This window comes from Bradyrhizobium sp. R2.2-H (assembly GCF_004346455.1).
In the GTDB taxonomy this organism is placed as follows: domain Bacteria; phylum Pseudomonadota; class Alphaproteobacteria; order Rhizobiales; family Xanthobacteraceae; genus Bradyrhizobium; species Bradyrhizobium diversitatis.
Window position 1 is genome coordinate 180,116 of the sequence record NZ_SMBR01000006.1, and the last position, 24,883, is coordinate 204,998.

25 protein-coding genes are annotated in these 24,883 nt (G+C 65.4%); 18 read left to right on the forward strand and 7 right to left on the reverse strand.

From position 1 onward, the window contains the following. Positions 1-10: 10 nt before the first annotated feature. Genes EDE08_RS17580 through EDE08_RS17595 form a run of 4 tightly spaced genes read left to right on the forward strand, consistent with a single transcriptional unit; the run spans position 11 to position 4,445 of the window. Positions 11-1,018 (forward strand): ABC transporter ATP-binding protein, encoded by a 1,008-nt coding sequence (locus EDE08_RS17580; protein WP_131870098.1) that lies wholly within the window; start codon positions 11-13, stop codon positions 1,016-1,018. Between the two features lie 31 nt (positions 1,019-1,049). Further along, positions 1,050-1,823 (forward strand): SDR family NAD(P)-dependent oxidoreductase, encoded by a 774-nt coding sequence (locus EDE08_RS17585; RefSeq protein WP_131870097.1) that lies wholly within the window; start codon positions 1,050-1,052, stop codon positions 1,821-1,823. 37 nt (positions 1,824-1,860) lie between these two features. Next, entirely contained in the window at positions 1,861-3,504 is a 1,644-nt protein-coding gene (locus EDE08_RS17590) for an FGGY-family carbohydrate kinase (protein ID WP_131870096.1), read from the forward strand. A gap of 5 nt (positions 3,505-3,509) precedes the next feature. Then, entirely contained in the window at positions 3,510-4,445 is a 936-nt protein-coding gene (locus tag EDE08_RS17595) for a carbohydrate kinase family protein (protein ID WP_131870095.1), read from the forward strand. A gap of 6 nt (positions 4,446-4,451) precedes the next feature. Here EDE08_RS17595 and EDE08_RS17600 read toward each other — a convergent pair whose 3' ends face one another. After that, complete coding sequence (locus EDE08_RS17600) at positions 4,452-5,339, reverse strand: LysR family transcriptional regulator (protein ID WP_131870094.1); 888 nt, start codon at positions 5,337-5,339, stop codon at positions 4,452-4,454. Between the two features lie 124 nt (positions 5,340-5,463). Between EDE08_RS17600 and EDE08_RS17605 the strand changes: the two genes are divergently transcribed. From EDE08_RS17605 to EDE08_RS17630, 6 genes are all read left to right on the forward strand, one after another. Continuing rightward, positions 5,464-6,885, forward strand: coding sequence for an amidase (locus EDE08_RS17605; protein ID WP_165936026.1), 1,422 nt, complete (start codon positions 5,464-5,466; stop codon positions 6,883-6,885). 99 nt (positions 6,886-6,984) lie between these two features. Then, positions 6,985-7,935: an ABC transporter permease gene (locus tag EDE08_RS17610; RefSeq protein WP_035669781.1), complete on the forward strand. Its 951-nt coding sequence runs from the start codon at positions 6,985-6,987 to the stop codon at positions 7,933-7,935. A gap of 32 nt (positions 7,936-7,967) precedes the next feature. Further along, positions 7,968-8,819 (forward strand): ABC transporter permease, encoded by an 852-nt coding sequence (locus EDE08_RS17615; RefSeq protein WP_502700621.1) that lies wholly within the window; start codon positions 7,968-7,970, stop codon positions 8,817-8,819. A gap of 2 nt (positions 8,820-8,821) precedes the next feature. Next, positions 8,822-9,835, forward strand: coding sequence for an ABC transporter ATP-binding protein (locus tag EDE08_RS17620; RefSeq protein WP_165935998.1), 1,014 nt, complete (start codon positions 8,822-8,824; stop codon positions 9,833-9,835). Continuing rightward, positions 9,832-10,842: an ABC transporter ATP-binding protein gene (locus EDE08_RS17625; protein ID WP_131870091.1), complete on the forward strand. Its 1,011-nt coding sequence runs from the start codon at positions 9,832-9,834 to the stop codon at positions 10,840-10,842. Before EDE08_RS17620 ends, EDE08_RS17625 begins: the two co-directional genes overlap by 4 nt. 50 nt (positions 10,843-10,892) lie before the next feature. Beyond that, positions 10,893-12,389, forward strand: a complete 1,497-nt coding sequence (locus EDE08_RS17630) for an ABC transporter substrate-binding protein (RefSeq protein WP_131870090.1) — start codon at positions 10,893-10,895, stop codon at positions 12,387-12,389. 281 nt (positions 12,390-12,670) lie between these two features. Here the strand turns inward: EDE08_RS17630 and EDE08_RS17635 are convergent, their stop codons facing one another. Next, entirely contained in the window at positions 12,671-13,540 is an 870-nt protein-coding gene (locus EDE08_RS17635) for a LysR substrate-binding domain-containing protein (protein ID WP_131870089.1), read from the reverse strand. Positions 13,541-13,688: 148 nt separating this feature from the next. Here EDE08_RS17635 and EDE08_RS17640 point away from each other — a divergent pair, with 148 nt between their 5' ends. The 6 genes from EDE08_RS17640 (at position 13,689) to EDE08_RS17665 (ending at position 19,232) form a co-directional block, all read left to right on the forward strand. Continuing rightward, positions 13,689-14,702, forward strand: a complete 1,014-nt coding sequence (locus EDE08_RS17640; protein ID WP_131870088.1) for a zinc-binding alcohol dehydrogenase family protein — start codon at positions 13,689-13,691, stop codon at positions 14,700-14,702. Between the two features lie 102 nt (positions 14,703-14,804). Then, the gene (locus tag EDE08_RS17645; protein WP_245524809.1) at positions 14,805-15,278 is read left to right on the forward strand and encodes a cupin domain-containing protein; all 474 of its coding nucleotides are present in this window, start codon (positions 14,805-14,807) and stop codon (positions 15,276-15,278) included. A gap of 64 nt (positions 15,279-15,342) precedes the next feature. After that, positions 15,343-15,780 (forward strand): GlcG/HbpS family heme-binding protein, encoded by a 438-nt coding sequence (locus tag EDE08_RS17650; RefSeq protein ID WP_131870086.1) that lies wholly within the window; start codon positions 15,343-15,345, stop codon positions 15,778-15,780. 35 nt (positions 15,781-15,815) lie between these two features. Then, a complete protein-coding gene (locus EDE08_RS17655) occupies positions 15,816-17,021 on the forward strand; it encodes an L-dopachrome tautomerase-related protein (protein WP_165935999.1) in 1,206 nt (401 codons plus the stop codon). A 53-nt stretch (positions 17,022-17,074) separates the two neighbouring features. Then, on the forward strand, positions 17,075-18,148 hold the full coding sequence (locus EDE08_RS17660; protein WP_131870085.1) for an L-dopachrome tautomerase-related protein: 1,074 nt from the start codon (positions 17,075-17,077) through the stop codon (positions 18,146-18,148). A 145-nt stretch (positions 18,149-18,293) separates the two neighbouring features. Continuing rightward, positions 18,294-19,232: a DMT family transporter gene (locus EDE08_RS17665; protein ID WP_165936000.1), complete on the forward strand. Its 939-nt coding sequence runs from the start codon at positions 18,294-18,296 to the stop codon at positions 19,230-19,232. A 19-nt stretch (positions 19,233-19,251) separates the two neighbouring features. Here EDE08_RS17665 and EDE08_RS17670 read toward each other — a convergent pair whose 3' ends face one another. Together EDE08_RS17670 and EDE08_RS17675 are read right to left on the reverse strand one after the other, a co-directional pair. Further along, a complete protein-coding gene (locus EDE08_RS17670) occupies positions 19,252-19,878 on the reverse strand; it encodes an alpha/beta hydrolase (RefSeq protein WP_131870083.1) in 627 nt (208 codons plus the stop codon). After that, complete coding sequence (locus EDE08_RS17675; RefSeq protein ID WP_131870082.1) at positions 19,875-20,813, reverse strand: ring-cleaving dioxygenase; 939 nt, start codon at positions 20,811-20,813, stop codon at positions 19,875-19,877. The genes EDE08_RS17670 and EDE08_RS17675 overlap by 4 nt, the downstream gene beginning before the upstream one ends. 129 nt (positions 20,814-20,942) lie before the next feature. Between EDE08_RS17675 and EDE08_RS17680 the strand changes: the two genes are divergently transcribed. Next, positions 20,943-21,854 (forward strand): LysR family transcriptional regulator, encoded by a 912-nt coding sequence (locus EDE08_RS17680; RefSeq protein WP_165936001.1) that lies wholly within the window; start codon positions 20,943-20,945, stop codon positions 21,852-21,854. Positions 21,855-21,894: 40 nt separating this feature from the next. On the opposite strand, the gene bluB is transcribed toward EDE08_RS17680, so the two are convergent. The 3 genes from bluB to cobU are packed head-to-tail and all read right to left on the reverse strand — an operon-like array spanning position 21,895 to position 23,814. Beyond that, the gene (bluB, locus tag EDE08_RS17685; protein WP_131870081.1) at positions 21,895-22,527 is read right to left on the reverse strand and encodes a 5,6-dimethylbenzimidazole synthase; all 633 of its coding nucleotides are present in this window, start codon (positions 22,525-22,527) and stop codon (positions 21,895-21,897) included. A gap of 13 nt (positions 22,528-22,540) precedes the next feature. Next, the gene (gene cobS, locus EDE08_RS17690) at positions 22,541-23,314 is read right to left on the reverse strand and encodes an adenosylcobinamide-GDP ribazoletransferase (protein ID WP_131870080.1); all 774 of its coding nucleotides are present in this window, start codon (positions 23,312-23,314) and stop codon (positions 22,541-22,543) included. Next, positions 23,311-23,814 (reverse strand): bifunctional adenosylcobinamide kinase/adenosylcobinamide-phosphate guanylyltransferase, encoded by a 504-nt coding sequence (gene cobU / locus EDE08_RS17695; RefSeq protein WP_131870079.1) that lies wholly within the window; start codon positions 23,812-23,814, stop codon positions 23,311-23,313. Before cobU ends, cobS begins: the two co-directional genes overlap by 4 nt. A 125-nt stretch (positions 23,815-23,939) precedes the next feature. On the opposite strand from cobU, the gene cbiB reads away from it, so the two are divergent. Then, positions 23,940-24,881 (forward strand): adenosylcobinamide-phosphate synthase CbiB, encoded by a 942-nt coding sequence (gene cbiB / locus EDE08_RS17700; RefSeq protein WP_165936002.1) that lies wholly within the window; start codon positions 23,940-23,942, stop codon positions 24,879-24,881. The last annotated feature ends 2 nt before the right edge of the window (positions 24,882-24,883 follow it).

A 24,883-nucleotide genomic window follows, 5' to 3' on the forward strand; every position in this document is an offset into this window, starting at 1 on the left:
CTGGCGGATCATGGGTCAGATCACACTCCGGGGCGTGCAAAAATCCTTCGGTCCCGTGCACATCATCAAGGGCGCCGACCTGGACATCTCCGACGGCTCCTTCGTGGTGTTCGTCGGTCCCTCCGGCTGCGGCAAGACCACGCTGCTGCGCCTGATCGCGGGCCTCGAGGACGTCTCCGGCGGCAAGATCCTGATCGACGGCAAGAATGTGGTCGATACGCCCCCGGCCAAGCGCGGACTGTCGATGGTGTTCCAGTCCTATGCGCTCTATCCGCATATGAGCGTGCGCGGCAATATCGGTTTCGGCCTGAAGATGGCAGGGCTGCCGAAGGACGAGATCAATCGCAAGGTCGAGGCGGCCGCCGCGACGCTGAACCTCACGCCCTATCTCGACCGCAAGCCGCGCGAGCTCTCCGGCGGCCAGCGCCAGCGTGTCGCCATCGGCCGCGCCATCGTGCGCGAGCCCAAGGCCTTCCTGTTCGACGAACCGCTCTCAAATCTCGATGCCGCGCTGCGCGTGCAGATGCGGATCGAGGTGACGCGGCTGCAGAAGCAGCTCGGCACCACCGCGATCTATGTCACCCACGATCAGGTTGAGGCCATGACCATGGCCGACAAGATCGTCGTGCTCAACAGCGGCAAGATCGAGCAATATGGCTCGCCGCTGGAGCTTTACGAGAAGCCCGCCAACCTCTTCGTCGCCGGCTTCATCGGCTCGCCCAAGATGAACTTCGTCACCGGCGAGCTCGCCTTGCAGCATGGCGCCGCCACCATCGGCGTGCGGCCCGAGCACCTCAGGATCGAGCGTGACGGCGGTGGCGGCTGGCAGGGGACGATCGCGGTCGCCGAGCATCTCGGCAGCGACACGTTTCTCTACGTCGATGCCGGTCCGCTCGGCATGCTGACCGCGCGCTACATCGGCGAATTGAGCCTGCATGCCGGCGACCGCGTGTCGCTGCTGCCGGATCCCGCGCGCATCCACCGCTTCGACGCGAGCGGCTACGCTCTTCGGGGCTGACGAGAAACGACGAGACAACGGAAAGACGATCATGTACCTCGAAAAATTCAAGCTGAACGGCAAGACCGCGTTCATCACCGGCGGCGGCCAGGGCATTGGCCTCGCCTGCGCCGAAGCGCTGGCCGAGGCCGGCGCCAGGGTCGTGATCGGAGACCGCGACGGCAAGGTCGCCGACAGCGCCAAAGCCGGCCTGAAGGCGAAGGGCTTCGACATCGAGACCGCGATCATGGACGTCACCGACACCAGGCGGGTGGCGGAGGTCGCGAACGACCTCGTCGCCCGCCATGGCAAGGTCGACATTCTCGTCAACAATGCCGGCATCGCGCGCAGCGAGACCCCGGCCGAGACGGTGACCGACGAGCACTGGCTCAACGTCATCGACGTCAACCTCAACGGCACGTTCTGGTGTTGCCGCGAATTCGGCAAGCACATGCTCAAGGCCAGGAGCGGCGCCATCGTCAACGTCGGCTCGATGTCCGGCTTCATCGTCAATAAGCCGCAGGAACAGTGCTTCTACAACGCCTCCAAGGCCGGCGTGCACCATCTGACCAAGTCGCTCGCGGCCGAATGGGGCGCGCGCGGCATCCGCGTCAACGCGGTGGCGCCGACCTATATCGAGACGCCGTTGAATGCCTTCGTGAAGAGCAATCCGAAGATGTACGACGCCTGGATCGGCGGAACTCCGATGGCGCGGATGGGGCAGGTCGAGGAGATCGCCTCCGTCGTGCTGTTCCTCTCCTCGGAAGCCGCGAGCCTGATGACCGGCAGCATCGTGCTGGTGGATGGCGGCTACACTTGCTGGTAGGCTCGTCAAAACTGGCGAGAAGCGACCGGGAGCGACAATGCCGCGAGCGTATATCGGCGTCGACGTGGGGACCACGAGCACGCGGGCAGGGGTGTTTGACGAGGCCGGTATCCTGCTCGCCACCGCCAGGCATCCGATCCGGATCTGGCAGGAGCCCGGCGACATCGTCGAGCAGTCCTCGCAGGACATCTGGGAGGCGTGCTGCAAGTCGGTGCGGGCGGCGATGGCGGAGGCCGCGATCGCACCCGGCAGCATCGGCGGCATCGGTTTTGACGCCACCTGTTCCCTTGTGGTGCTTGATCCGGAAGGCGAGCCGCTCACCGTCAGCGCGTCCGGCGAGGCGCAGCGCAACGTCATCGTCTGGATGGACCATCGCGCCACGGCAGAGGCGCGGCTGATCAACGAGACCGAGGATGCCGTGTTGCGCTATGTGGGTGGCTCGATCTCGCCGGAGATGGAGATGCCGAAGCTGCTATGGCTGAAGCGGCATCTGCGCGCGAGTTTTGACGGCGCCGGTCACTTCTTCGATCTGGCCGACTATCTGACCTGGCGTGCGACCGGCGCACTGCAGCGTTCGACCTGCACCGTCACCTGCAAGTGGAACTACCTTGCCCATGATGGCGGCTGGAGTGCGCCGTTTTTCAGGCGCATCGGCCTACCCGACTTCGTCGCCGAGAACTACGCGCGCATCGGCACCGAGATCGTCGCACCCGGCACGCGGCTCGGCGCAGGTCTCACGCCGGCAGCCGCAGCCGAACTCGGCCTGACCCCGGGCACGCCGGTCGGCGCGTCGCTGATTGATGCGCATGCCGGCGGTGTCGGCGCGATCGGCGGTCGCGATGGGGCGGGCGGGGCGGACGACGTCAGTGACCGTCTCGCCTACATCATGGGAACGTCGGCCTGCATCATGGCGACGACGAAAGAGCCGTGCTTCGTCCCCGGCGTGTGGGGGCCTTATTACTCCGGCATGGTCCCGGAGTTCTGGCTCAACGAGGGCGGCCAGTCGGCCGCGGGCGCGGCGATCGACCATCTCCTCAAGTCGCATCCCGGTTTCGGCGAGGCGAACGCGGCGGCACGCCGCGAAGGCTTCGACCTCATCGACTTCCTGGAGCGCCGCATCATGGCGCGCGCCGGCGATGCCAGCCGCGCGGCGCTGCTGGCGCGTGACGTTCATGTGCTGCCTGAGTTCATCGGCAACCGCTCTCCTTATGCCGATCCTGACACGCGCGCGGTGATCGTGGGCCTCGATCTCGACACCGACATCGCCTCCATGGAACGGCTGTTCGTCGCCGGCCTCTGCGGTCTTGCTTATGGTCTTGCCGAGGTGATCGAGGCCTTTGCCGCTCATGGCGTGCGCTCGAACATTATGATCATGGGCGGCGGCGCCAGCCGCAGTCCTTTGGTGCGGCAGATCATGGCGGATACGACCGGTCTCAGCGTCGCGCTGCCGCAGACGAAGGAGCCGGTGCTGCTGGGCGCCGCGATGCTGGGGGCGGTGGCCGGCGGCGCCTATGCCACCATCGCCGAGACCATGGCCCAAATGTCGGCGCTGGGACGGAAGAGCGAGCCGACTGCGCCTGACATGGCCGCGTTTCACGCCCGCAAGCGCGAGGTCTACAAGCTGCTGCGCGAGGTCGATCGCGGCAGCCGCGCAGCGATGCGCAGCGTCGAGCGAGGTTGAAGGACATGCTGATTGCCTGCGGCGATGCGCTGATCGATTTCGTACCGACGCGAAACATCGACGGGCGCGAGGCCGTGATGCCGGCGGTCGGCGGTTCCTGCCTCAATGTCGCGATCGGCATGGCGCGGCTGGGCGCGCCGACCGGTTTCGTCGGCGGCATCTCGACCGACCTGTTCGGGCGAATGATCGCCGATCACGCCGCAGCCTCCAATGTCGATATCAGTCTCTCCACCCGAAGCGATCACCAGACCACGCTCGCCTTCGTCCGCATCGTCGCGGGCGAGTCGCGCTACGCGTTCTACGATGCCGAGACCGCGACGCGGAACTGGACCTACCGGCGCGGATCCATTCCATTCGCAAGCGTCGAAGCCGTTCATGTCGGCTCGACCACGTTGGTCAACGACCACGGCGCGGCCGAGACCAAGGCGCTGATCGCGGACGCGCGCACGTCGTCCACGATCTGCTTCGATCCGAACTGCCGCCCGAACCTCGTCAGCGACAAGCCGGCCTATCTCGCGCGCATGGCCGAGTTCGCGGGAAGCGCCGATCTCATCAAGATGTCGGACGTCGATTTCGCCTATCTCTTCGGCGACGAGCCGTATCATCAGCGCGCCAGTACGCTGCTCGCGCAGGGTACAAGCCTCATCGTCATCACCCGCGGCAACGACGGCGCGATCGCGTGGCACACAGGGACAGGGCAGATCGAAGTCCCCGCGCCGAAGGTCGAGGTTGCCGACACCATTGGTGCCGGCGACAGTTTTCAGGCGGCGCTGCTCTTCGCCCTGCACAAGCGGGGCCGCATTGCCCGGGAAGCATTGAAGGACATCAGCGCCGACGAGCTCCGCCGCGCGCTGTCCTTTGCCGCCAGTTGCGCCGGCCTCACCTGCACGCGCCCGGGCGCCGATCCGCCCTGGAGCCATGAGGTGAGTGGGAACTGGTAGCGCGCCTCATATCCGCGCGACAACCTTCTCGGCGCATTTGAGAAATCTGGAGATCAGCGGGCTCTGGGAATCTCTTCGCCAGCACACCGCGATGTCGATGGAATCGGCTGCATCGCGCAGTGGCCTGAACACGATGCCGCGTGGCGCGCCGAGCTTGGCGCAGGCCGGCACGATCGCAAAGCCTTCGCCGGCGAGAACCAGGCTCATCGCCGAATGCACTGTCTCGACGCGGCTCGCAATCGGCATTACGATCTGATGTCGGCGCAGCATGGCTGCGACTGCGGAGGAGGCCGGATCCTGCTCCGGCGGCGGCAACGCGATCAGCGGGCGGCCCTGCAACCGCTCCATCGGCACCGCGCCGAGCCGAGCGAGCGGCGAGCGGATCGGCATTGCCAGCATGAATGGCTGTGCGCCGATCCGAGCCACCTGAATTTCTGGATGGTTGATGGCCGGCATGCACAGCGCGACCGTGACGCTGCGATCGAGCAGCCGGGCCTCGCGCGTCGATGCGCTGAGTTCGGCAAATTCTAAGTCGACGCCGGGAACCAAGCGCCGTAGCTCGGGGATGAGCCGCGGCAGCATGGCATTCGCCAGCACGAACATGTAGCCGACCGAGAGCCGCCCACGCTTGCCGGCGGCGACCGCGCGCGCGGCTTCGGCACCGTCGACGGCCAGCGCCAGCGCCTCGCTCGCGCGGGCCAGCAGCGCCTGACCGGCCTCGGTCAGGTCCATGCCACGGGTGCCGCGGCGGAACAGCGGAGCGCCGATCTCGGCCTCCAGCTTGCGGATCTGGACGGACAACGGTGGTTGCGCCATCCGCAGCCGCTCGGCGGCCTTGCCGACGCTGCGCGCCTCGGCGACAGCGACGAAATAGCGGAGCCGGCGAAGATCCATTGGCATACCGAAAATATATGGGCTAACGGCAAAAATCGTATTGGACGGCGAGTTAACAAGGCTGTCATTCTTGCTGTCAATGTCTTCGGGCCAATGGCGGCCCGCTTCGGAGCGCGATGTGACCATGAACGGCGATCCCTGTCGCTTGTCCGCAACCGAGCTGCGCGGCCTCATCGCCGGAAAGCGGATTTCGCCAGTCGAGATCGTCCGAGCCGTTCTCGCGCGCGTCGAGGCGCTCCAGCCCGCGCTCAACTGTTTCATCACCGTGTGCGGTGATGAAGCGATTGCAGCGGCGCGCGAAGCCGAGCGCAAGGTGATGGCCGGCGAACCCCTCGGCCTGCTGCACGGCATCCCCGTCACCGTCAAGGACATCGTCAACACCAAGGGCGTCAAGACCACCTTCGGCGCCGTTCCCTACAAGGACAATGTGCCGAACGAGGACGCCGTGGCGGTGGCGCGGCTGCGCAGCGAGGGAGCGATCCTGATCGGCAAGACCACGACGCCGGAGTTCGGCAGCAAATGCCTGACCGACTCGCCCTTGTTCGGTCGCACCCGCAACGCGTGGGATGCGGGCCGCACCTCCGGCGGCTCCAGCGGCGGTGCGGCGGTCGCGGTTGCCAGTGGCATCGCACCGCTCGCGATCGCGACCGACGGTGGCGGCTCGACGCGAATTCCGGCCGCCTGCAACGGTGTGGTCGGGCTGAAGCAGAGCAACGGCGTCATCCCGCACAGCCAGGCGCTCGATGCGTTCGGCAACCAGACCTATGTCACGCCGACCACCCGCACCGTCGCCGACACCGCACTGATGATGCAGGCGATGGCAGGTGAGGATGCCTGCGACCCCTGGTCGATTGGCGTGCCCGTGCCTGATTTCGTCGCTACGGCCGCCCCACGCGGCGATCTGCGTGGGCAGAGGATCCTGTATTGCCTGACGCCGCCGGGCCGGCCGGTGTCTACGGATGTTACCGCCAATTTCAAGGCGAGCCTCGACCGGCTGGCAGGGCTCGGTGCCGAGCTCGAGGAGTTCTCCGGCGATGGTTTCGACATCGAGCCGATCTGGCGCGCCATCAACCACACCGTCTGGCGCACGCGCTTTGCAAAATTTGCGGCAGAGCACAGGGACCAGCTGAGCGAGGCCTTTCTCAAGCAGCTCGCGCTCGCCACCGAAGTCAGCGGCGTCGACTACCAGGAGGCGATGTTCGCGCGCACCGCGCTGTTCCGCCGCGTGCAATCGCTGCTCGCGCGCGGGCACTTCCTGGCGATGCCGACCCTCACGCGCACCGCACTGCCGATCGAGCAGGACCTGTTCGGCAGCATCGAGATCGATGGTCGGCATTTCGACAGCGTCCGGCCGCACTGGTTCCCCTGGACCATGCCCTTCAACATGACCGGCCATCCCGCGATCAGCCTGCCCTCGGGCTTTGCCCGCGACGGCCTGCCGATCGGGATCCAGCTCGTCGGCCGCTTCCGCGCCGATGCGGAATTGCTGCGCGTGAGCGCAATGTTCGAGGCTTCGAGCGATCTTCTGTCCCGCTGGCCGGCTTGAGGACATGAGCATGCGGCAAGGAGCGTGTGTGCAAGGGACTTGCCTCCGGGGTCCATACATGTTGATCGTGCCGCAGGTGAGCCCTGAAGCCGAGCGCGCATGAGCGTCTTTGTCCTCCGACGTCTGTTGACCTTGCTCGCGACGCTGGTCGGCGCATCGTTGATCATCTTCCTGGTGCTCGACGCGCTTCCCGGCAATGCCGCGCAGATGCTGATGGGCGCCGATGCCTCGGCGGATGCGGTTCGCGCGCTCACCGTCAAGCTCGGGCTCGACCAGCCGCTCGCGGTCCGCTATCTGCACTGGATCAAGGGGCTGCTCGTCGGCGATCTCGGCAACTCCTATGCCTACGGCACGCCGGTCGCCAGCCTGATCGCGGAGCGGCTGATGCTGACCATTCCGCTCGCGATCATGGCCATGACCATCACCGTGACGCTGGCGCTCTCCGCCGGCATCTACACCGCCGCCAATCACAACAAGCTCGGCGACGTCGGCGTGATGTCGCTAACCCAGGTCGGCATCGCGCTGCCGAACTTCTGGTTCGCCATCCTGCTGGTGCTGTTGTTCTCGGTGCGCCTGCAATGGCTCTCGGCGGGTGGCTTTGCCGGCTGGGACGACGGCATCTGGCTCGGCGTGAAGTCGCTGCTGCTGCCGGCAATCTCGCTCGCGGTGGTGCAGGCCGCCATCCTCGCGCGCGTCACGCGTTCGGCCGTGCTCGAAGTGCTGCGCGAGGATTTCGTCCGCACTGCGCGCGCAAAGGGCCTCGGCAAGCGCGAGGTGCTGTGGAGCCACGTGCTGCGCAATGCCATGATCCCCGTGATGACGGTGATGGGGCTGCAATTCGCCAATCTGCTCGCCGGCACCATCGTGATCGAGAACGTGTTCTACCTGCCGGGCCTCGGCCGGCTGATCTTCCAGTCGATCGCCAACCGCGATCTGATCGTGGTGCGCAACTGCGTGATGCTGCTCGCCGCCATGGTCGTCATCGTCAATTTCGTGGTCGACGTGCTCTACGCCTTCATCGATCCCCGCATCAAGGTCCACGACCTGTGAGCGCGCCCATCGCCATTGACGCGCCGGTTGCAATGCGGCCGCTGCCGGCCCCCACGTTCTGGCGCCGCGCGTTGCGCCACCGCAGTTTTGTCCTGGGCGGTGTTCTCAGCCTCCTTGTGCTCGCCTCCGCGCTGATTTCGCTGGTGTGGACGCCCTGGTCTCCTTACGAGATCGATATCGCATCGAAGCTCCGGCCGCCCTCGGCGGTGCATTGGCTCGGCACCGATTCCTTCGGCCGCGACATCGTCTCGCTGCTGCTGGCCGGTGCCCGATCCACCATCATGGTCGGCGTCATCGCCGTCAGTATCGGTCTCACCTTCGGCGTCACGCTCGGCCTGATCGCCTCGGCCCGGCGCGGCTGGACGGAAGAGATCATCATGCGCTTTTCCGACTTTACCTTCGCCTTTCCGGCCGTGCTCTCCGCGATCATGCTCGCCGCGGTGGTGGGGCCTGGCATGGTGACCTCGATCATCGCGATCGGCATCTTCCAGATCCCGACACTGACGCGGCTGACGCGAGGCTCGGCCAATGCGATCTGGGCGCGCGAATTCGTGCTGGCCGCGCGCGCGGCGGGCAAGGGGCGCTTTCGCATCACCATCGAGCACGTGCTGCCCAACATCCTGTCGATCCTGATCGTACAGGTCACCATCCAGTTCGCGCTCGCCATCCTCGCCGAAGCCGCGCTGTCCTATCTCGGCCTCGGCACGCAGCCGCCACTGCCGTCCTGGGGGCGGATGCTGAACGATGCGCAGACGCTGCTGTTCCAGTCGCCGATGCTCGCGGTCTATCCGGGTGCGGCGATCGCGATCGCGGTGCTCGGCCTCAATCTGCTGGGGGATGGGCTGCGCGACCTGCTCGATCCCAGACTGGCGCGGGAGCGATAGTGATGGGCGAGCGCTCCAACATGCCGCTGATCGAAGTCGGCAATCTCGGTGTCCGCCTCAACACCAGCCGCGGGCCGGCGCAGGCGGTGCGCGGTATCAGCTTTGCGCTCGAGCGCGGCGAGACGCTCGGGGTCGTCGGCGAATCCGGCTGCGGCAAGTCGGTCACCGCGCTGTCGTTGATGGGCCTGCTGCCGGACAGTGCGGCCGTCACCGGCAGCATCAAGCTGGATGGCAAGGAACTCGTCGGGCTTTCGGATGCCGATTATTGCCGCCTGCGCGGCAACCGCATCAGCATGATCTTCCAGGAGCCGATGACCGCGCTCAACCCGATGCACACGATCGGCCATCAGGTCGCCGAGCCGCTGCGCCGCCACAAGAAATATTCGGTGGCGCAGGCGCGGCGCGAAGCAATCGCCTTGCTCGATCGCGTCGGGCTGCCCGATCCCGCACGGCGCGTCGACGCCTATCCCCACCAGTTCTCCGGCGGGCAGCGCCAGCGCATCACCATCGCCATGGCGCTCGCCTGTGAGCCCGACCTCTTGATCGCGGACGAGCCGACCACCGCACTCGACGTCACCATCCAGGGCCAGATCCTCGACCTCATTGCAGATCTCGTGGAGGAGCGGGGCATGTCGATGATCCTGATCTCGCACGATCTCGGCGTCATCGCCGAGAACGTGCAGCGCATGATGGTGATGTATGGCGGCACCGTCGTCGAGAGCGGGCCGACCGACGAGGTATTCCGCCGCATGGGCCATCCCTACACGCAAGGTCTGTTCCGCGCCCGGCCGAAGCTCGGCGCGCGCAAGGGGACGCGGCTGAAGACGATCTCGGGCACGGTGCCGGAGCTCGCCGATTTGCCGTCCGGCTGCACCTTCTCCGATCGGTGTCCGCTCGTGATCGATCGGTGCCGCGCTGCGCTGCCGCCGATGGTGGATGTCGGCCCAGGCCACCTCGTGCGCTGCATCAGGACGGATGTGTCGATGGCAGAGCGCGTCGGAGCGCTGACCGCATGACCGCCGCAGCGGAGCCTCTTCTCGACGTGAAGGATCTGGTGCAGCGTTACGCGCTGCCGCGCGAAAGCTTGTTCCGGCCGCCGGGACAGGTGCGTGCGCTCAACGGCGTGAGCGTGCAGGTCGCCGCCGGCAAGAGCCTCGGCGTCGTCGGCGAGTCCGGATCGGGCAAGTCGACTTTCGCGCGGCTGGTGATGGCGCTGGAGCGGCCGACGTCAGGGGAGGTCGCGCTGCTCGGCCGCGATCTCAACCGCATCCCGGCCGACGAGCTCCGCCGCGCAAGGCGCGATTTCCAGATGGTGTTCCAGGACCCCTATGGCTCGCTCGATCCGCGCCAGACCATCGCCCGCATCGTCGCCGAGCCGCTGACCGTGCTCGAAGGCGCCGACCGCACCACGTTCCGCGAACGCGTCGCCGCGGTGCTGCGGCAGGTCGGCCTGCGCGATGCGGACATGGACAAGTATCCGCACGAATTCTCCGGTGGCCAGCGCCAGCGCATTGCGATCGCGCGTGCGCTGATCACCCAGCCGAAGCTGATCGTCGCCGACGAGCCGGTCTCCGCGCTCGACGTCTCCGTGCAGGCGCAGGTGCTGAACCTGATGCAGGACCTCCAGGAGCAGTTCGGCCTCAGCTACATCCTGATCAGCCACGACCTCGCCGTCGTCGACTATCTCTGCGACGAGGTCGCGGTGATGTATCTCGGCCGGATCGTCGAGCAGGGACGACCGGAGGATCTGTTCGAGCGCTGCGCCCATCCCTATACGCGGGCACTCCTGGATGCCGTGCCGCGGGCGCGCCCCGTCGGGGGCCGGCGGCGGCGCGGAGCGCAGGCGATCGCCTCGCAATCGGCGGCGGCGACCGGCTGCCCCTATGTCGCGCGCTGTCCGCTCGCCGACCAGCATTGCCGCGAGGTTCTGCCTGAGCTACGCAAGGTCGGCGAGGGGCACCTTGCCGCCTGCCACAAGGCCGAGGCCGTGATGGCGTTGCCGCCGGCGGCCATGGAAGGTTAGTGTTCGCAGCAGGATTGGCGTAGGCTTAAGCACAGGCCGGGGAGTTACGCATGTTCAGGAAACTGTCGATCGTCGCATTTGCCCTCACACTTGCCGCCGCGCCTTTGCCGGTGCTGGCGCAGAGCAAGAAGGACAGCGTCGTCATGGCGATGGCGCTGGAGCCGCCGGGCCTCGATCCCACCAATGCCGCCGCCGCCGCGATCGCGGAAGTCACGCTCTACAACATCTATGAGACGCTGACCAAGATCAACGAGGACGGCTCGGTCGCGCCGCTGCTGGCCGAGAGCTGGACCGCTTCGCCCGATCTGAAGACCTATACATTCAAGCTGCGCAAGGGCGTCAAATTCCAAAATGGCGAGCCGTTCAATTCCGCCGCGGTGAAGTTCTCGTTCGAGCGCAACGCCGCGCCGACCAGCACCAACAAGGACAAGAGTCTGTTCCAGGCCTTCGAGAAGGTCGATGCGCCCGACGCTGACACTGTCGTGATTACCATGAAATATGGCGAGCCGAACCTGCCGTTCCTGCTCGGGCAGGCGAGCGGCTCGATCGTGGAGCCGAAGAGCGCGGCCACCAATGTTACGCAGCCGGTCGGCACCGGGCCCTACCAGCTCGGCGCCTGGGCCAAGGGCTCCTCGATCACGCTGACCAAATGGGCCGATTACCGCAATGCCGCTGCGGTCAAGCTGTCCAAGGTGACGATCCGCTTCATCTCCGAACCGGCGGCGCAGACCGCCGCGCTGCTCTCGGGTGACGTCGATGCGTTCCCGCGCGTTGCTGCCCAGCGGACGATCGCGCAGTTCAAGGCCGATCCGCGCTTCAACGTCATGGTCGGCGGCTCCAGGGCCAAGACCATCGTCGGCATCAACCACCGGAAGAAGCCGCTGGACGACGTCCGCGTCCGCCGCGCCATCCTCGCCGCGATCGACCGCAAGGCGATCATCGAGGGCGCCGTCGACGGTTTCGGCACGCCGATCGGCAGCTTCTACGTCCCGGGCGCGCTCGGCTATGTCGACACCACCGGCATCAATCCCTACGACCCCGAGAAGGCCAGGAAGCTGCTCACTGAAGCCGGCGTCACCACCCCGCTCGAGCTCTCGCTCAAGCTGCCGCCGCCGTCCTATGCGCGGCAGGGCGGCGAGATCGTCGCAGCCCAGCTCGCCAAGGTCGGCATCGTCGCCAAGATAGAGAACGTCGAATGGGCGCAGTGGCTGTCGCAGGTGTTCGCGCCCAACGGTCCACACAATTTCGATCTCACCATCGTCAGCCACGTCGAGCCGTTCGATCTCGTCAAGATCACCGAGCCGGACTACTACCTCGGCTACAACAACGAGACGTTCAACGCGCTCTACAAGCAGATCGTCTCAACGCCGGACGAGGCCGCACGCGCCAAGCTGCTCGGCGACGCCCAGCGCATGCTCGCGACCGACGCCGTCTCCGCCTACCTCTTCCAGCCGCAGCTGATCACCATCACCAACAAGAAGCTCAAGGGTGTCTGGAAGGACGTGCCGCAATACGAGAACGATTTCTCGACGTGGTATTGGGAGTAGGGCGCGCGAGACCCGGTCGAAAGGATCGTGTCCATTCACCCGAGAGAAGATCACGGGCTCCAAAACAAAAACCTGAAAAACAACCCCATGCACAGTAGACGGGGGCCAGTCATTTCAAAGGCTTGCGTGTTGCACCCTGCGTGGTCTGCGCGAAAAGGCCGACGTTGACCCGTCGGGCAAAACACCGGCATGATGTGATCGTCGACGGTCTCGTGGTTCGGGACGCGCCATCAGGCGAGGCCCACCATGAAGCCGTCCTCCGACGCGATGCTCCCAGCGGTCTAGTCAATTCGCGCAAGTGGAGGCATCTGCATTCCCTCTATGAGAAATTCCAACAGAGGTTGAGCGAGCGATTTGTCGGCTGTGTCGTCGCCGAGTACGACGATCTCCGTCATCGGCGGGGGAGGCCAGTGCTTCGGCACATCGATGATCTGCATTCCTTGCTGAATGAAGGAGCGACCCAGGAGCGTGATGCCAAGCCCCCCGGCAACTGCGGCCTGAACGCCCATCAGGCTGCTTACGGTGCATGCCGTCACCCAGGCCTGCCGCGCCGCGTCGAGCGTCGTGAACATGAGCTCGCGATAAGTGCAAGGCGGTTGGAGAAGAACAAGCGGCACCGGCCGTTCCGGATCAAGCCGGAAGTCGGAAGCAGCGAACCAGACCATCGGTTCGCGCCATATGACGCGACCTCGCTCCTTGAACTCGCGGGTTGCGATAACGAGGTCCAAATTGCCCGCTTCAAACTCTTGAAACAAGCCGTGAGTCAAGCTCGTGTTTACGTCGAGTTGAATGCCGGGATGAAGTCGAAGAAAGCGTGCCAAAAGCCTGGAGAGCTGGAGCGGCACGAAATCCTCGCAGATTCCGACGCGCAGGCGGCCTGTCGTCTGTGGGGCCTGAAGCGAGCGCAGGACGTCGTCGTTCAGGTCCAGCAGCCGCCGCGCTCCGATCAGCAATTGGCCGCCCGCACCCGTCAGCGCCAGTGATCGGCTGTTCCGGTCAAAAACCGGATATCCGATCAGATCCTCAAGCCTCCGAATTTTCTGACTCACGGCGGATTGTGAGCGGCTGACCATGTCGGCGGCGGCGGTGAAGCTTCCGGCGTCGGCGACCGCGACAAAGGCACGTAGCAAGTCGAGATCGAGGTCGCGCATACCGCACCTATTAGGTTCGCTACTGGACCCATTCAAACTATGCGTTTTTCTTCTCAGCGCCAAGCAGCGATAAGCCCGGTGAAGCCATACGCCGCGGAGGATGAATTCTGCAGCGCTGCGTCGGTCAGGTTGGCGAAAGGAATCCTTGATGAAGGCAGTCGGCTATCGGGTGGCAGGACCCCTCTCGGCGGATGACTCTCTTGTCGATCTCGAACTGCCGGCTGCGCAGCCCGGTCCGCATGACCTGCGTGTCGCCATCAAGGCGGTTTCGGTCAATCCGGCGGACGTGCAAATGCGGGCGAGAATGTCGCCGCCCGAGGGGAAGGTCCGGATTCTCGGATTTGACGCCGCTGGTGTCGTCGACGCCGTCGGCCTGGACGTGACGCTGTTCAAGCCGGGGGACGAGGTCTTCTACGCCGGCGCAATGGATCGACCGGGCACGAACAGTGAGCTCCATCTCGTTGACGAGCGCGTGGTCGGCCGCAAGCCAAGGACGCTGAGCTTCGGTGAGGCGGCGGCGCTTCCTCTGACCTCGATCGCCGCATGGGAATTGCTGTTTGAGCGCCTTGCCATCCCATATGGGGTGAAGACCCAGTCCGGCGTGCTGCTGATCATCAACGGCGCGGGCGGTGTGGGATCGATACTGACGCAGTTGGCGCGGCGATTGACGGGACTGACCATAGTCGCGACCGCGTCACGGCCGGAAACAGAGGCGTGGTGCCGCAGCATGGGTGCCCATCATGTCATCAATCACCATCACCCTCTGGGCCGGGGATTGAACGAAATCGGCATCGAGGAGGTCAGATATGTTGCGGGCCTCACGGCTACCGACAGGCATCTGCCTGCGATCGCGAAAGCGATCGCGCCGCACGGCCGGCTGGCGCTCATCGACGACCCCCACGTTCTCGATATCGTCAGCCTCAAGCGCAAGAGCGTCTCGGTGCACTGGGAACTGATGTTCACACCCACGCTGTACCAGACGCCTGACATGATCATGCAGCACCATTTGCTCAACGAGGTCGGGGCGCTCGCCGACGCCGGGTTATTGCGCACGACTCTGACGGAAGAGGCCGGCCCCATCAACGCGTTCAACCTCAAGCGCGTACATGCGAAAATCGAAAGCGGCGGGAGCATCGGCAAGACGGTTCTATCGGGATTCTGACGCCATGCTCCGGTCGGAGCTGGCCGCAATCATCCATCACCTCAGGAAAGACCAATGAAGTTCAACCCCGCTGCCATTGCGCTGCTTCTCTCGGGATCAGCCTTGATCGCGCCTGCAAGCGCCCAGAACCGCCCCGCGCCTTCACTATCAGGAGCGCCTGTCGTCACGGACGCGCCTGGAAGCGGGATTCAGCCGGGCGTCAGCGGCCATTCGGCGATGCTTCCGGTTCTCTATCAGCTCGACCAGCAGCCAATCGAACAGATATCTCCCCTGGTGCAACGGCAATATCTGGTTGGCACGCAATCCACGTTCGTCAAATGGACCGTGAAGAAGGGAGGCGTCTTTCCGCTGCACCATCACGCGAACGAGCAGATCACGTGGATTACCGAAGGGCGATGCGAGGTCAGCTCGCAAGGCAGGAAGTTCGTCATGACGGCGGGGACCGTCATGATCATTCCACCGAATACACCGCATGAGTTTGTCTGCACCGAAGACACGATCGATATCGATTTCTTCTCTCCGCAACGCCAGGACTGGATCGACGGGGTTCCTTCGATCGCGGCGTCGTCGAAATGAGATGGCGACCCGATCGCAACGTGCATCCGGTCTCATCATTGAAAGCCAATCGGGAATTCTCGCAATGTCAAGCTACCCCCTCACGCACAGCAAACAGCAACTCACCTATGCGGCGGCCGCGATAGCGATCGAGGCCGCCGTCGCGAAATCCAGGGAGATCGCGGCACCGGAATGCATCGCCGTCGTCGACGCGGGAGGCAATCTCCTGGCATTCGCGAGGGTCGACGGCGCGGCCGTTCTTGCCCGCGATCCTGCGATCGCCAAGGCCGCAACCAGTGCGTCGATCGGCGCGCCGACAGGGGCAATTCCGTTCGAGTTCGGAGCTAACCTGGCATTCGCAAGTCATGGCGGCATTACCAATCTCGGCGGAGGTCTTCCGGTCGTCTTCCGCGGCGAGTTGGTGGGGGCGATTGGCGTCGGCTCTGGAACCACCGAACAGGATGTTGCCGTCGCAGAGGCAGGGCGCGATGCGATATTGGCGGCGCTCTCCGCTTCCGCATGACGCACCCCGCTTGCGTTGACTGGCACGGAAATTTGATGATGACCCTGCGCAAGGCGGCCGAAATCGCCTGTCTCGCTGCTTACTTCGCTTCAGGAACGGCGGCGATGGCTCGAAATCAGGAGGACACCACGATGGTTTTATCGGCATCCGGCAGGCAACTCGCCAGCGATCGTTCGATCGGGACGATCGAGCCGGTCTTCGAGTTCCACGATGCCATGCCGACCGGGGTGTCCGTAGCCCCCGACGGTCGCATCTTCATCAACTTCCCTCGGTGGGGTGACGACGTGCCGTTCACGGTCGGCGAGATCCGGGACGGCAAGGTCGTTCCCTATCCGGATGCGAGAACCAACATTTTCGATCCGGCGCGCCCTGGAGAGACCCTTGGCAGTGTGCAGAGCGTCGTCGTCGACGCGGCGGGCCGGCTCTGGATTCTCGACACCGCGGCGCCCGGCTTTTCGCCGCCGGTCGCGGGTGGCGCGAAGCTGGTCGCGGTGGACCTGGCGACCAACATGGTGGTGAAGACCATCGTGCTGCCGTCGTCCACGGTCTTGCCCACGACCTATATCAATGATGTGCGCTTCGACCTGCGCCGGGGCAAAGCCGGCGTTGCGTTCATTACGGATTCGTCGATCAGCGGACCGGGCGGCATTATTATCGTCGACCTCGATAGCGGCGAAAGCTGGAGAAAACTGACAGGGCACAAATCGACCTCGCCAGACCCTGCATTTATTCCTGTCGTGGAAGGCGAGCGGCTGGCGGTTCGTGAAAAAGGAAAGCCTCCCGCATCCTTCAACGTCGCCGCCGACGGCATCGCAATTTCTGCCGACGGCGCGACGCTCTACTACTGCCCCTTATCGAGCCGGCACTTGTATTCAGTTCCGACAGCCCTTCTGGTCGATCGGTCCGCATCGGAGTCAGCCCTCGCCGAGGCGGTCATCGATCTGGGCGAAAAGGGAGCCTCGGATGGTCTCGAGGCCGACGACAAGGGTCGTATCTATGCGGGCGACTACGAGCGCAACAGCATTCGCCAGCGTCAGGGCGATGGTGAGTGGAGGACGATCGCGCACGATCCACGAATATTGTGGCCTGACACGCTGTCGGTCGCCTCGGACGGTTACCTGTACTTCACGGCCAACCAACTTCATCGGCAAGCCCAATTTCATGAAGGACAGGACCAACGTGTGAAGCCGTACACGCTCTTCCGCGTCAGGATCGATGCGGGACCCGTCTTGCTGAAGTGACACGATGGTCCGTGGCATTCAGAATCTGATCGAGCGGACGACTGGAACGCGCCATGCTCCGCACAATCGTTGTTCTCTTTCTAGCGAGTTCGGTCGCAATGGCGAAGCCTGTGAATAAGCTCGTCCCGGAATTCGCATCGGATGAGCTCGTCATGAATGGCGTTACGACCTCGCTCGATGGACGGCGCTTCGTCGTTGTTCAGCCGCAAAAGCCAGGTCAGCCGGAGATCGCCGAGATCACAGCCGGGAAGGTCAGGCCCTATCCCGACGCAGCCTGGAATGATTGGCGCGAGGGGCAGGACGGGCGGCGCGTATTCGTTGGCGCAAACTCTCTGCGCGTCGGTCCCGATGGAGCCCTATGGATTGTCGATCGCGGCGCGCCAGGGATCGGCAAACCGCTGGCGGAAGGTGGTCCGAAGCTCGTCCGCATCGATCTGGCCGCCAATCGGGTGACCCGCGTCTACGATCTGAGCTCTGTTGCCCAGGGGGCGAGCTTCGTCGACGATGTCCGATTCAATGGCGGTGTCGCCTACCTGACCGATGCGGGCCGACCCGCGCTGATCGTCCTCGATCTATCGTCTGGACAGGCACGTCGTGTCCTGGAGAACCACTCTTCCACGGTAGCCGTTCGGCCGCTGATAGCCGAGGGCCGGCAGCTGCTCGATTCTGACGGCAGGCCGGTCGTCGTGCATGCAGATCAGCTCGAGGTCTCCGGCGACGGGCGCTGGCTCTACTATCAGCCTTGCTCGGGTCCGATGTTTCGGATCGGCACGCGCTTCCTGGATGATGCGTCTCTCGACGAAGCGACCCTCTCCGGTCACGTCGAGCGATTTGCCGACACACCCTCGACCGGTGGCACTGCGATCGACGCAGCAGGTACGATCTATGTCAGCGACACCGATCGTTCGCGGATTTTGACGGTGTCGGCTACCGGCAAGGTATCGACGTTGATTGCCGATCCGCGCCTGGCATGGGTGGATGCGATGTGGATAGACGACGAAGGCAGGTTGTGGATGCCGGCCGCCCAGCTCAATCGGACTCCGGGTCTCAATCAGGGCAAGGACGCGGTCGATTGGCCAATCCGGCTTTACTCGATCGCCCTCGGAGTGAAGCCCGTCCGGCGATGACCGATTCCGTTGTGCGGCAGCCGCTCTCAAAGATCGGGGAGCTGCCGATGAACCATCGTCAGGATCCTGACCGAGTTCTTTCAACACCATGGCTCCAGATCCTTCAGCAAGCGCGGGCGCCAATCGGGGAAGCCGGCCTCTCGCCGTGGGCGCGGCCTTGGTCTCAGCGGTGTTCTTTGGCGTCAACGCCGTAGCGTCGAAGATACTTTATGCGCCCAAGGCTGCCGCCGGTTTTGACGCCGTCGGTCTTTTCGTTGCGCGCGGCGTGTGGTCGCTGCCACTGTTCCTGCTGCTCGCCGTCGCCACCAGGCCACGGCGATGTCCCCCGCTGACGATCAGGAGCGCGGCGCTTTTCCTGTTTTGTGGCATCGCTTACGGACCGGGCACCAACGCGCTATCCGCGCTCGGCGCACACGCCACCAGTGCGTCGCATGCCGTATTGCTGCTCAGTCTCTTTCCGCCGCTGGCCGCCGGGCTGGCGGCGATATTCCTGCGTGAGCGGCTCTCTGTGTTGAAGATAGTCGCGATTGCCATCGGCATCACGGGTGCTGCGACGCTGACGCTGTCCAAGTCCTCTGGCGCCGCGACGATGACCGGCGATCTTCTCATTGCCGCCTTCATCCTCGCCTGGGCGATCCTGACGCTCGGCATTCGTCAGCTCGACAAGGTCTATCCAGCACTGTTTGTCGTCGGCGTGTTCGGCGCCCTCGGCTGCATTGCGCTCGGTGCGCTTGGTGCCATTGCCGGACGGCTGGATTCCGTTCTCATTCCGGCTCAGCACTTCGATGTGCAAACCGTGCTGTGGTTCGATGTCGAACTTGTGTTGCTGTTGTCGCTCGCCGGTCAGCTCCTGCAAAGCATGGCCCTTCGCGTGCTCAATGTGGCGATCGTGGTCGCTTTGACATCCTACGGCTCGATCTTCTTCGGACTGGCTGCCTCGCGGGCGGTTCTCGGCGAGCGCCTGACCGCGCAGGACATTGTCGCCGCTGCGTTTCTGGTGACGGCGCTTGGCCTTTCGCGATGGCCCGAGCACGGACCTCGGAGGGGGACCGTGAAGCCGATGAAAGCGGCGCACCGTTCGTGAACGTTGCGCCGCTTCTACATCATGCCGCTTCCGCCGCGACGTTGCCGATCCAGTCGCGGGCCAGCGACACGTCGGCCTGCGACAATTGATGGCCTGCCGGCAGGACCTTGTGGGTCACGCGCGCGCCCGCTTCCGACAGCAGCGCCGCGAGCCTTGCGGAATTGCTCGCCGGCACGATCGGATCCGCCTGCCCGGAGAGCAGCAGAACCGGCTTGTCTGCAAGGTCGGCGTTCGGCGGATCCGACAGCGGCACCATGGCGCGCAGCAGGATCGCGCCCGCAAGCGCCTCCGGCTTCAGCAGCAACAGCGCCGCCGCGATGTTGGCGCCGTTGGAGAAGCCGACCGCGATCGGCGCGGCGAGGCCGTATTGCTTCTGCGCCTCCGCGACGAAGTCGCCGAGTTCGTGCGCGCGACGGCGGACGTCGTCCTCGTCGAACACGCCCTCGGCGAGGCGGCGGAAGAAGCGCGGCATGCCATGCTCGAGCACGCGGCCGCGCGGCGAGAGCAGGGCGGCGCCGGGCGAGATCATCTTGCCGAGCCCGAGCAGGTCGTTCTCGTCGCCGCCGGTGCCGTGCAACAGCAGCAGCGGTGGGGAGCCCGCATCGCGTGCGGGCTCGAAACGATGAATGAAGCTACTCTCGGTCATGACACGCTCTCTTCCAGGCTCGGCAACACGTCCTCGATCTGCTTGCGATGCTGTTCGAGGAAGACAGGCAGCTTCAGCTCACGCCCCAGCGTCGCGACGGGCTCGTCGACGGCGAAGCCGGGGATGTCGGTCGCGATCTCGAACAGCACGCCGCCGGGCTCGCGGAAGTAGACCGACCGGAAGTAGTTGCGATCCCGCTGCTCGGTCGGGTGCAGGCCGTGATTGCCGACGAGCTTCTGCGCCATCTTGCCCTGTTCGGCATCGTCAGCGGCGCGGAAGGCGATGTGATGCACCGAGCCGCCGCCTTGGTGCCCGCGCAAGAAGCCCTTGGCCTCGTAGATATCGACGACGCTGCCTTCGGCATCGCCTGAAGCCTTGAAGCGGATCACCGAGCCTTCGCGTCCGGTCTCCTTGAAGCCGAACACGTCGGTGAGGACGGCGGCCGTCTTCGCCGCGCTGTCCAGCAGCAAGGTTACGCCGTGGAAGCCTCGGATCGCGTGCTCGGCCGGCACGTCGCCGTTGCTCCAGCCGGGCTCGTTCTCGGCGCCGGGGATGCCGACCAGCGCCAGGGCCATGCCATCCGGGTCAGTGAACGGCAGCACTGACTCGCCGAAGCGCTTCTCCAGCGCTTCGTACGCGATGCCCTTCTCGGTGAAACGCTGCGTCCAGTAGCCGAGCGAGCGCTGCGGCACGCGGAAAGCGGTCTGATGGGTCTCGCCGACGCCGCGGCGTCCGGCCGAGACGCCCGCCCAGGGGAAGAAGGTCAGGATGGTGCCGGGGCGGCCGGTCTCGTCGCCGTAGTAGAAGTGATAGGTGCCGGGATCGTCGAAATTGACCGTCTTTTTGACGAAGCGCAGGCCGAGGTCCCGGGTGTAGAAGCCGAAATTCCTGATGGGATCGCCGGCGATCGCGGTGACATGGTGCAGTCCAGACATTGTCGTCCTCCAAGATTTGGGGAGCGGGCTTGCTCTGGCCGGAAATATTGTTCCGCTTGGGATTGGAGACAATCCATGCAATTATGACGGCTATGTCTACGATTTGGAAACAATCGCCGAGGCGGGCCCTTGGATAAGCTCGGCAGCCTCCGAGCCTTCGTGAAGGTGGTCGAAAGCGGGAGCTTTGCCGAGGCCGGCCGGCAGCTGCGGCTGTCGCGCTCGGCGATCAGCAAATACATCGCCGACCTCGAGGAGAGCCTCGGCGTCCAGCTGTTGAACCGGACCACGCGGCACGCGAGCCCGACCGAGAACGGCCAGCGCTATTTCGAACGCGCGGTCGTGATCCTCTCGGAGATCGAGGCCGCGGACCAGGCGGTGACGCAGGCGCAGTCGGCGCCGCGCGGCCTGTTGCGGGTCAACGCGCCGATGTCGTTCGGCACGATGCGGCTCGGGCCGGCGCTCGCCGATTTCATGGCGCGCCATGGCGAGCTTCAGCTCCAGGTCGTGCTCAGCGACGATCTGCTCGATCCCGTGCAGGACGGCTTCGACGTCACGCTGCGTATCGCGGAACTGGAATCCTCCAGCCTGATCGCGCGCAAGATCATGCCGGTGGCGCGCATGGTGTGCGCGTCGCCGGACTACCTTGCGCGCCACGGCACGCCTAGACATCCGCAGGATTTGCGCGAACATGTTTCGCTGACCTACGGCTTCCTGCTCACCGGCAACCAGTGGAAGCTCTCAGGCAGCGATGGCGATCACTGGATCCAGCCGGCCTGGTCACTCTGCGTCAACAATGCCGAGGTGCTCCGCGACGTCGCGATCAAGGGCAGGGGGCTCGCGCTGCTCCCCGAATTCATCGCCGCAGATGCCGTGCGGAAAGGCGAGCTGCGCGTCGTGCTCCAGGACTATTCTGCGCCGCCACTCGCGCTGTACGCAGTCTATCCGCCGACGCGGCATCTGTCGGTAAAGGTGCGGCTGTTCATCGATTTTCTGGTCGAGCGGTTTGGCCGGGAGGACGAGGCAGGCATGCGGACGCGCTGAGACTTGGGGCCAGGAACGTATCGAGGGGGCAGCCGGCCAACTACCGCCGCAGCGTGAACTCGTCCGCACCGCGCCGGTGCTCCCATTGCGCCTGCTCCAGTTCGGGCCGGTCGCACTCGATCTCCGGATAGCCGATGCAGAGATAAGCGATGAATTTCCAGGAGCCGGGCACGTCGAGAATGGCGTGGATCCGATCCGGGTTCAGGATCGACACCCAGCCGAGACCGATGCCCTCGGCGCGCGTGGCGAGCCACATCGCGGTGATCGCGGCGACCACGGAATATTCGGTTGTCTCCGGCATGGTCGCGCGACCGAGGCCGTGGCCGATGTCGCTGGCCTTGTCCGCGAAGACGGCGAGGTGACCAGGCGCCTGTTCGAGACCTGATAGTTTCAACGTGGCATAGCGCGCGGCGCGCTCGCCGACATAGGCGTTCAGCGCGTCGGCGTTGCACGATCTGAAATCGTCGATCACAGCGCGGCGCCGCGCGTCGTCGTCGACGGTGACGAAGCGCCAGGGCTGGCTGAGCCCGACCGAAGGTGAGAGGCAGGCCGTCTCGATCAGGCGATCGACGGCGCCGGCCGGCAATGGATCGCTGCGAAAGCGGCGCACGTCGCGGCGCCACACGAACAGCTCGCGCAGGTGTTGGCGGAAGGCGTCATCGAACTCGACCATGACGTCAATTGTCTCATAAGGACGCGGCGGCAACCAGCAGGATCAGGATCTCGCCCGTCTGCTCGAACGCCCCGAGAATGTCGCCGGTCTGCCCGCCGATCTGGCGGATGGCAAGCCGCGCCAGCATCAGTCCGGCAAGCGACAGCAGGACCAGGCCGACCAGCGCCTTGCCCGGCCCCAACGCCAGGGCCAGCGCGAGCGTTCCAACAGCGAAGGCGACGGCGATGCTACGGCCCGGCGGCGATCCGGCGCCGGCCGACAGCCCATCGGGCCGCGCGGGCGGCACCAGCGACATGAAGGCCGGCACGCCGGCGCGGCTTGCTGCGTGCGCAGCGCACAGTGCGAGCATGACGGCCCAGGGATCGGCGATCGCCGCGAGCGCGCTCCAGCGCAGGCCGAACGACAGGATCAGTGCGCAAGTACCATAGGTCCCGATCCGGCTGTCGCGCATGATCTCGAGCTTGCGCGCGCGCGTTCGGCCGCCACCCAGTCCGTCCGCGGTGTCGGCAAGTCCGTCCTCGTGCAGCGCGCCGGTGATGAGAGCGGTGGTGGCCAGCACGAGCAGCGCGGCAGGGCCCGGCGTCAGTCCGAAGCGAATGGAGATCATGTAGATCAAGGCGCCAGCGAGGCCGACCAGCAATCCCGCGACGGGCAGCGCCCAGGTTGCGCGCGCGATCGCGCCGTCGCCGGCGGGCTTCGACGATGCGACGGGCACGATCGTCACGAACGACGCCGCGATCCTGAGATCGGCGACGACGTCTCGCAAGAGCTCGGCGCGCGGGATCATTTCAGCTTCATCGGAAGGCCGGCGACGACGAACTCGACCTCATCGGCGACATCGGCAAGGATCTGATTCATGATCCCGGCGGCGTCGCGGAAGCTGCGCGCCAGCGCATTGTCGGGCACGATGCCGAGGCCGACTTCGTTGGTCACAAGGACGACGGGGCTGCTGAGGCGGGGCAGGGCGCCGGCGAGTTCTCGCACGTCTCGCTCCCAGTCGCGCGCCGCATGCATCAGGTTGGAGAGCCACAGCGTCAGGCAGTCCACGAGCCTCGCGCCCCCGCCATCGGTTGCGAGCAGCGCCAGCACGAGATCGAGCGGGACCTCGCGCTCGATCCAATCGGTTCCGCGCCGCGCGCGATGTCGTGCGATGCGTTGCTCCATTTCACCATCGAGCGCCTCGGCGGTTGCGATGTAGACGGGCTGGCCGGGAAAGCTGCGCGCGCGCGCTTCCGCCCGGGTGCTCTTGCCCGATCGCGCTCCGCCGGTGATCAAGATGACGGCCATGAAGGTCTCCTGTCGCCAGCACTAATCATCAAACGCGCCCAAAGACAAAGCCGAAATCAGGCGGCGAGGGCTTGCGCTCGGCCGCCGTCTTGCGCAACAGGGGCGGAGCGAGACGGGAGATTTGCGTGGATTTTGCGGGGGCCATGGCAGTGGCGATGGCGGTGGATGCCGTTCTGGGCTGGCCGTCGTCGCTGTTCGCGCGGATCGGCCATCCCGTCACCTGGCTGGGCTGGCTGATTGCCGCGATCGACTCCGCCTGGAATCGCGCGTCCGATCCGCCGGCGTTGCGCCGCGCTGCCGGCGTCGCCGGCGCGCTCGCGGTGATCACGCTCTCGGCCGCGCTCGGCTGGGGGATTCAATCCTTGCTTCCCTCAGGCTGGAGTCAGATCATGCTGGTGGGCATCCTGGCCTGGCCCCTGGTCGCCTTGCGCTCGTTGCATGATCATGTGGCTGCCGTCGCAGAGCCGTTGCGGGCAGGCGACATCGCCGCTGCACGAGACGCGGTGTCCCGCATCGTCGGCCGCGATCCCCAGGCGCTCGATGAAGCCGGCATCGCGCGCGCGACGATCGAGAGCCTTGCGGAGAACGCCTCCGACGGCATCGTGGCGCCGGTGTTCTGGGGCGCGCTGTTCGGCTTGCCCGGAATCCTCGGTTACAAGGCCATCAACACGCTGGATTCCATGATCGGCCATCGCAGCGAACGGCATGAAGCGTTCGGCTGGGCGGCGGCGCGCATCGACGATGTCGCCAATTTCATTCCGGCACGGGTGACCGGATTTCTCTTCGTGCTGCTGGCGCCGCACCGGTCGGAGGCGCTGTCGTGCATGACGCGGGATGCGCGCCGCCACCGCTCGCCCAATGCCGGCTGGCCGGAAGCGGCGATGGCGGGCGGGCTCGGTGTGCGGCTCAGCGGCCCCCGCATTTACCACGGCAGCGCGACCGACGAGCCCTGGTTGAACGAAGGCGCGCGCGATCCGCGCGCCTCCGACATCGACGAGGCACTGACGCTGTACCGCCGCGCCATGCTGCTGCTCGCCGGCGTCCTTGCGATCCTGGCTTTCGCGTGAAA

What these genes read in the sequence shown, in the direction of transcription:
- EDE08_RS17580 (WP_131870098.1), top strand. Translation starts at nt 11, where the DNA reads ATGGGTCAGATCACACTCCGGGGCGTGCAAAAATCCTTCGGTCCCGTG.
- EDE08_RS17585 (WP_131870097.1), top strand. Translation starts at nt 1,050, where the DNA reads ATGTACCTCGAAAAATTCAAGCTGAACGGCAAGACCGCGTTCATCACC.
- EDE08_RS17590 (WP_131870096.1), top strand. Translation starts at nt 1,861, where the DNA reads ATGCCGCGAGCGTATATCGGCGTCGACGTGGGGACCACGAGCACGCGG.
- EDE08_RS17595 (WP_131870095.1), top strand. Translation starts at nt 3,510, where the DNA reads ATGCTGATTGCCTGCGGCGATGCGCTGATCGATTTCGTACCGACGCGA.
- EDE08_RS17600 (WP_131870094.1), bottom strand. Translation starts at nt 5,339, where the DNA reads ATGGATCTTCGCCGGCTCCGCTATTTCGTCGCTGTCGCCGAGGCGCGC.
- EDE08_RS17605 (WP_165936026.1), top strand. Translation starts at nt 5,464, where the DNA reads ATGAACGGCGATCCCTGTCGCTTGTCCGCAACCGAGCTGCGCGGCCTC.
- EDE08_RS17610 (WP_035669781.1), top strand. Translation starts at nt 6,985, where the DNA reads ATGAGCGTCTTTGTCCTCCGACGTCTGTTGACCTTGCTCGCGACGCTG.
- EDE08_RS17615 (WP_502700621.1), top strand. Translation starts at nt 7,968, where the DNA reads ATGCGGCCGCTGCCGGCCCCCACGTTCTGGCGCCGCGCGTTGCGCCAC.
- EDE08_RS17620 (WP_165935998.1), top strand. Translation starts at nt 8,822, where the DNA reads ATGGGCGAGCGCTCCAACATGCCGCTGATCGAAGTCGGCAATCTCGGT.
- EDE08_RS17625 (WP_131870091.1), top strand. Translation starts at nt 9,832, where the DNA reads ATGACCGCCGCAGCGGAGCCTCTTCTCGACGTGAAGGATCTGGTGCAG.
- EDE08_RS17630 (WP_131870090.1), top strand. Translation starts at nt 10,893, where the DNA reads ATGTTCAGGAAACTGTCGATCGTCGCATTTGCCCTCACACTTGCCGCC.
- EDE08_RS17635 (WP_131870089.1), bottom strand. Translation starts at nt 13,540, where the DNA reads ATGCGCGACCTCGATCTCGACTTGCTACGTGCCTTTGTCGCGGTCGCC.
- EDE08_RS17640 (WP_131870088.1), top strand. Translation starts at nt 13,689, where the DNA reads ATGAAGGCAGTCGGCTATCGGGTGGCAGGACCCCTCTCGGCGGATGAC.
- EDE08_RS17650 (WP_131870086.1), top strand. Translation starts at nt 15,343, where the DNA reads ATGTCAAGCTACCCCCTCACGCACAGCAAACAGCAACTCACCTATGCG.
- EDE08_RS17655 (WP_165935999.1), top strand. Translation starts at nt 15,816, where the DNA reads ATGATGACCCTGCGCAAGGCGGCCGAAATCGCCTGTCTCGCTGCTTAC.
- EDE08_RS17660 (WP_131870085.1), top strand. Translation starts at nt 17,075, where the DNA reads ATGCTCCGCACAATCGTTGTTCTCTTTCTAGCGAGTTCGGTCGCAATG.
- EDE08_RS17670 (WP_131870083.1), bottom strand. Translation starts at nt 19,878, where the DNA reads ATGACCGAGAGTAGCTTCATTCATCGTTTCGAGCCCGCACGCGATGCG.
- EDE08_RS17675 (WP_131870082.1), bottom strand. Translation starts at nt 20,813, where the DNA reads ATGTCTGGACTGCACCATGTCACCGCGATCGCCGGCGATCCCATCAGG.
- bluB (WP_131870081.1), bottom strand. Translation starts at nt 22,527, where the DNA reads ATGGTCGAGTTCGATGACGCCTTCCGCCAACACCTGCGCGAGCTGTTC.
- cobS (WP_131870080.1), bottom strand. Translation starts at nt 23,314, where the DNA reads ATGATCCCGCGCGCCGAGCTCTTGCGAGACGTCGTCGCCGATCTCAGG.
- cobU (WP_131870079.1), bottom strand. Translation starts at nt 23,814, where the DNA reads ATGGCCGTCATCTTGATCACCGGCGGAGCGCGATCGGGCAAGAGCACC.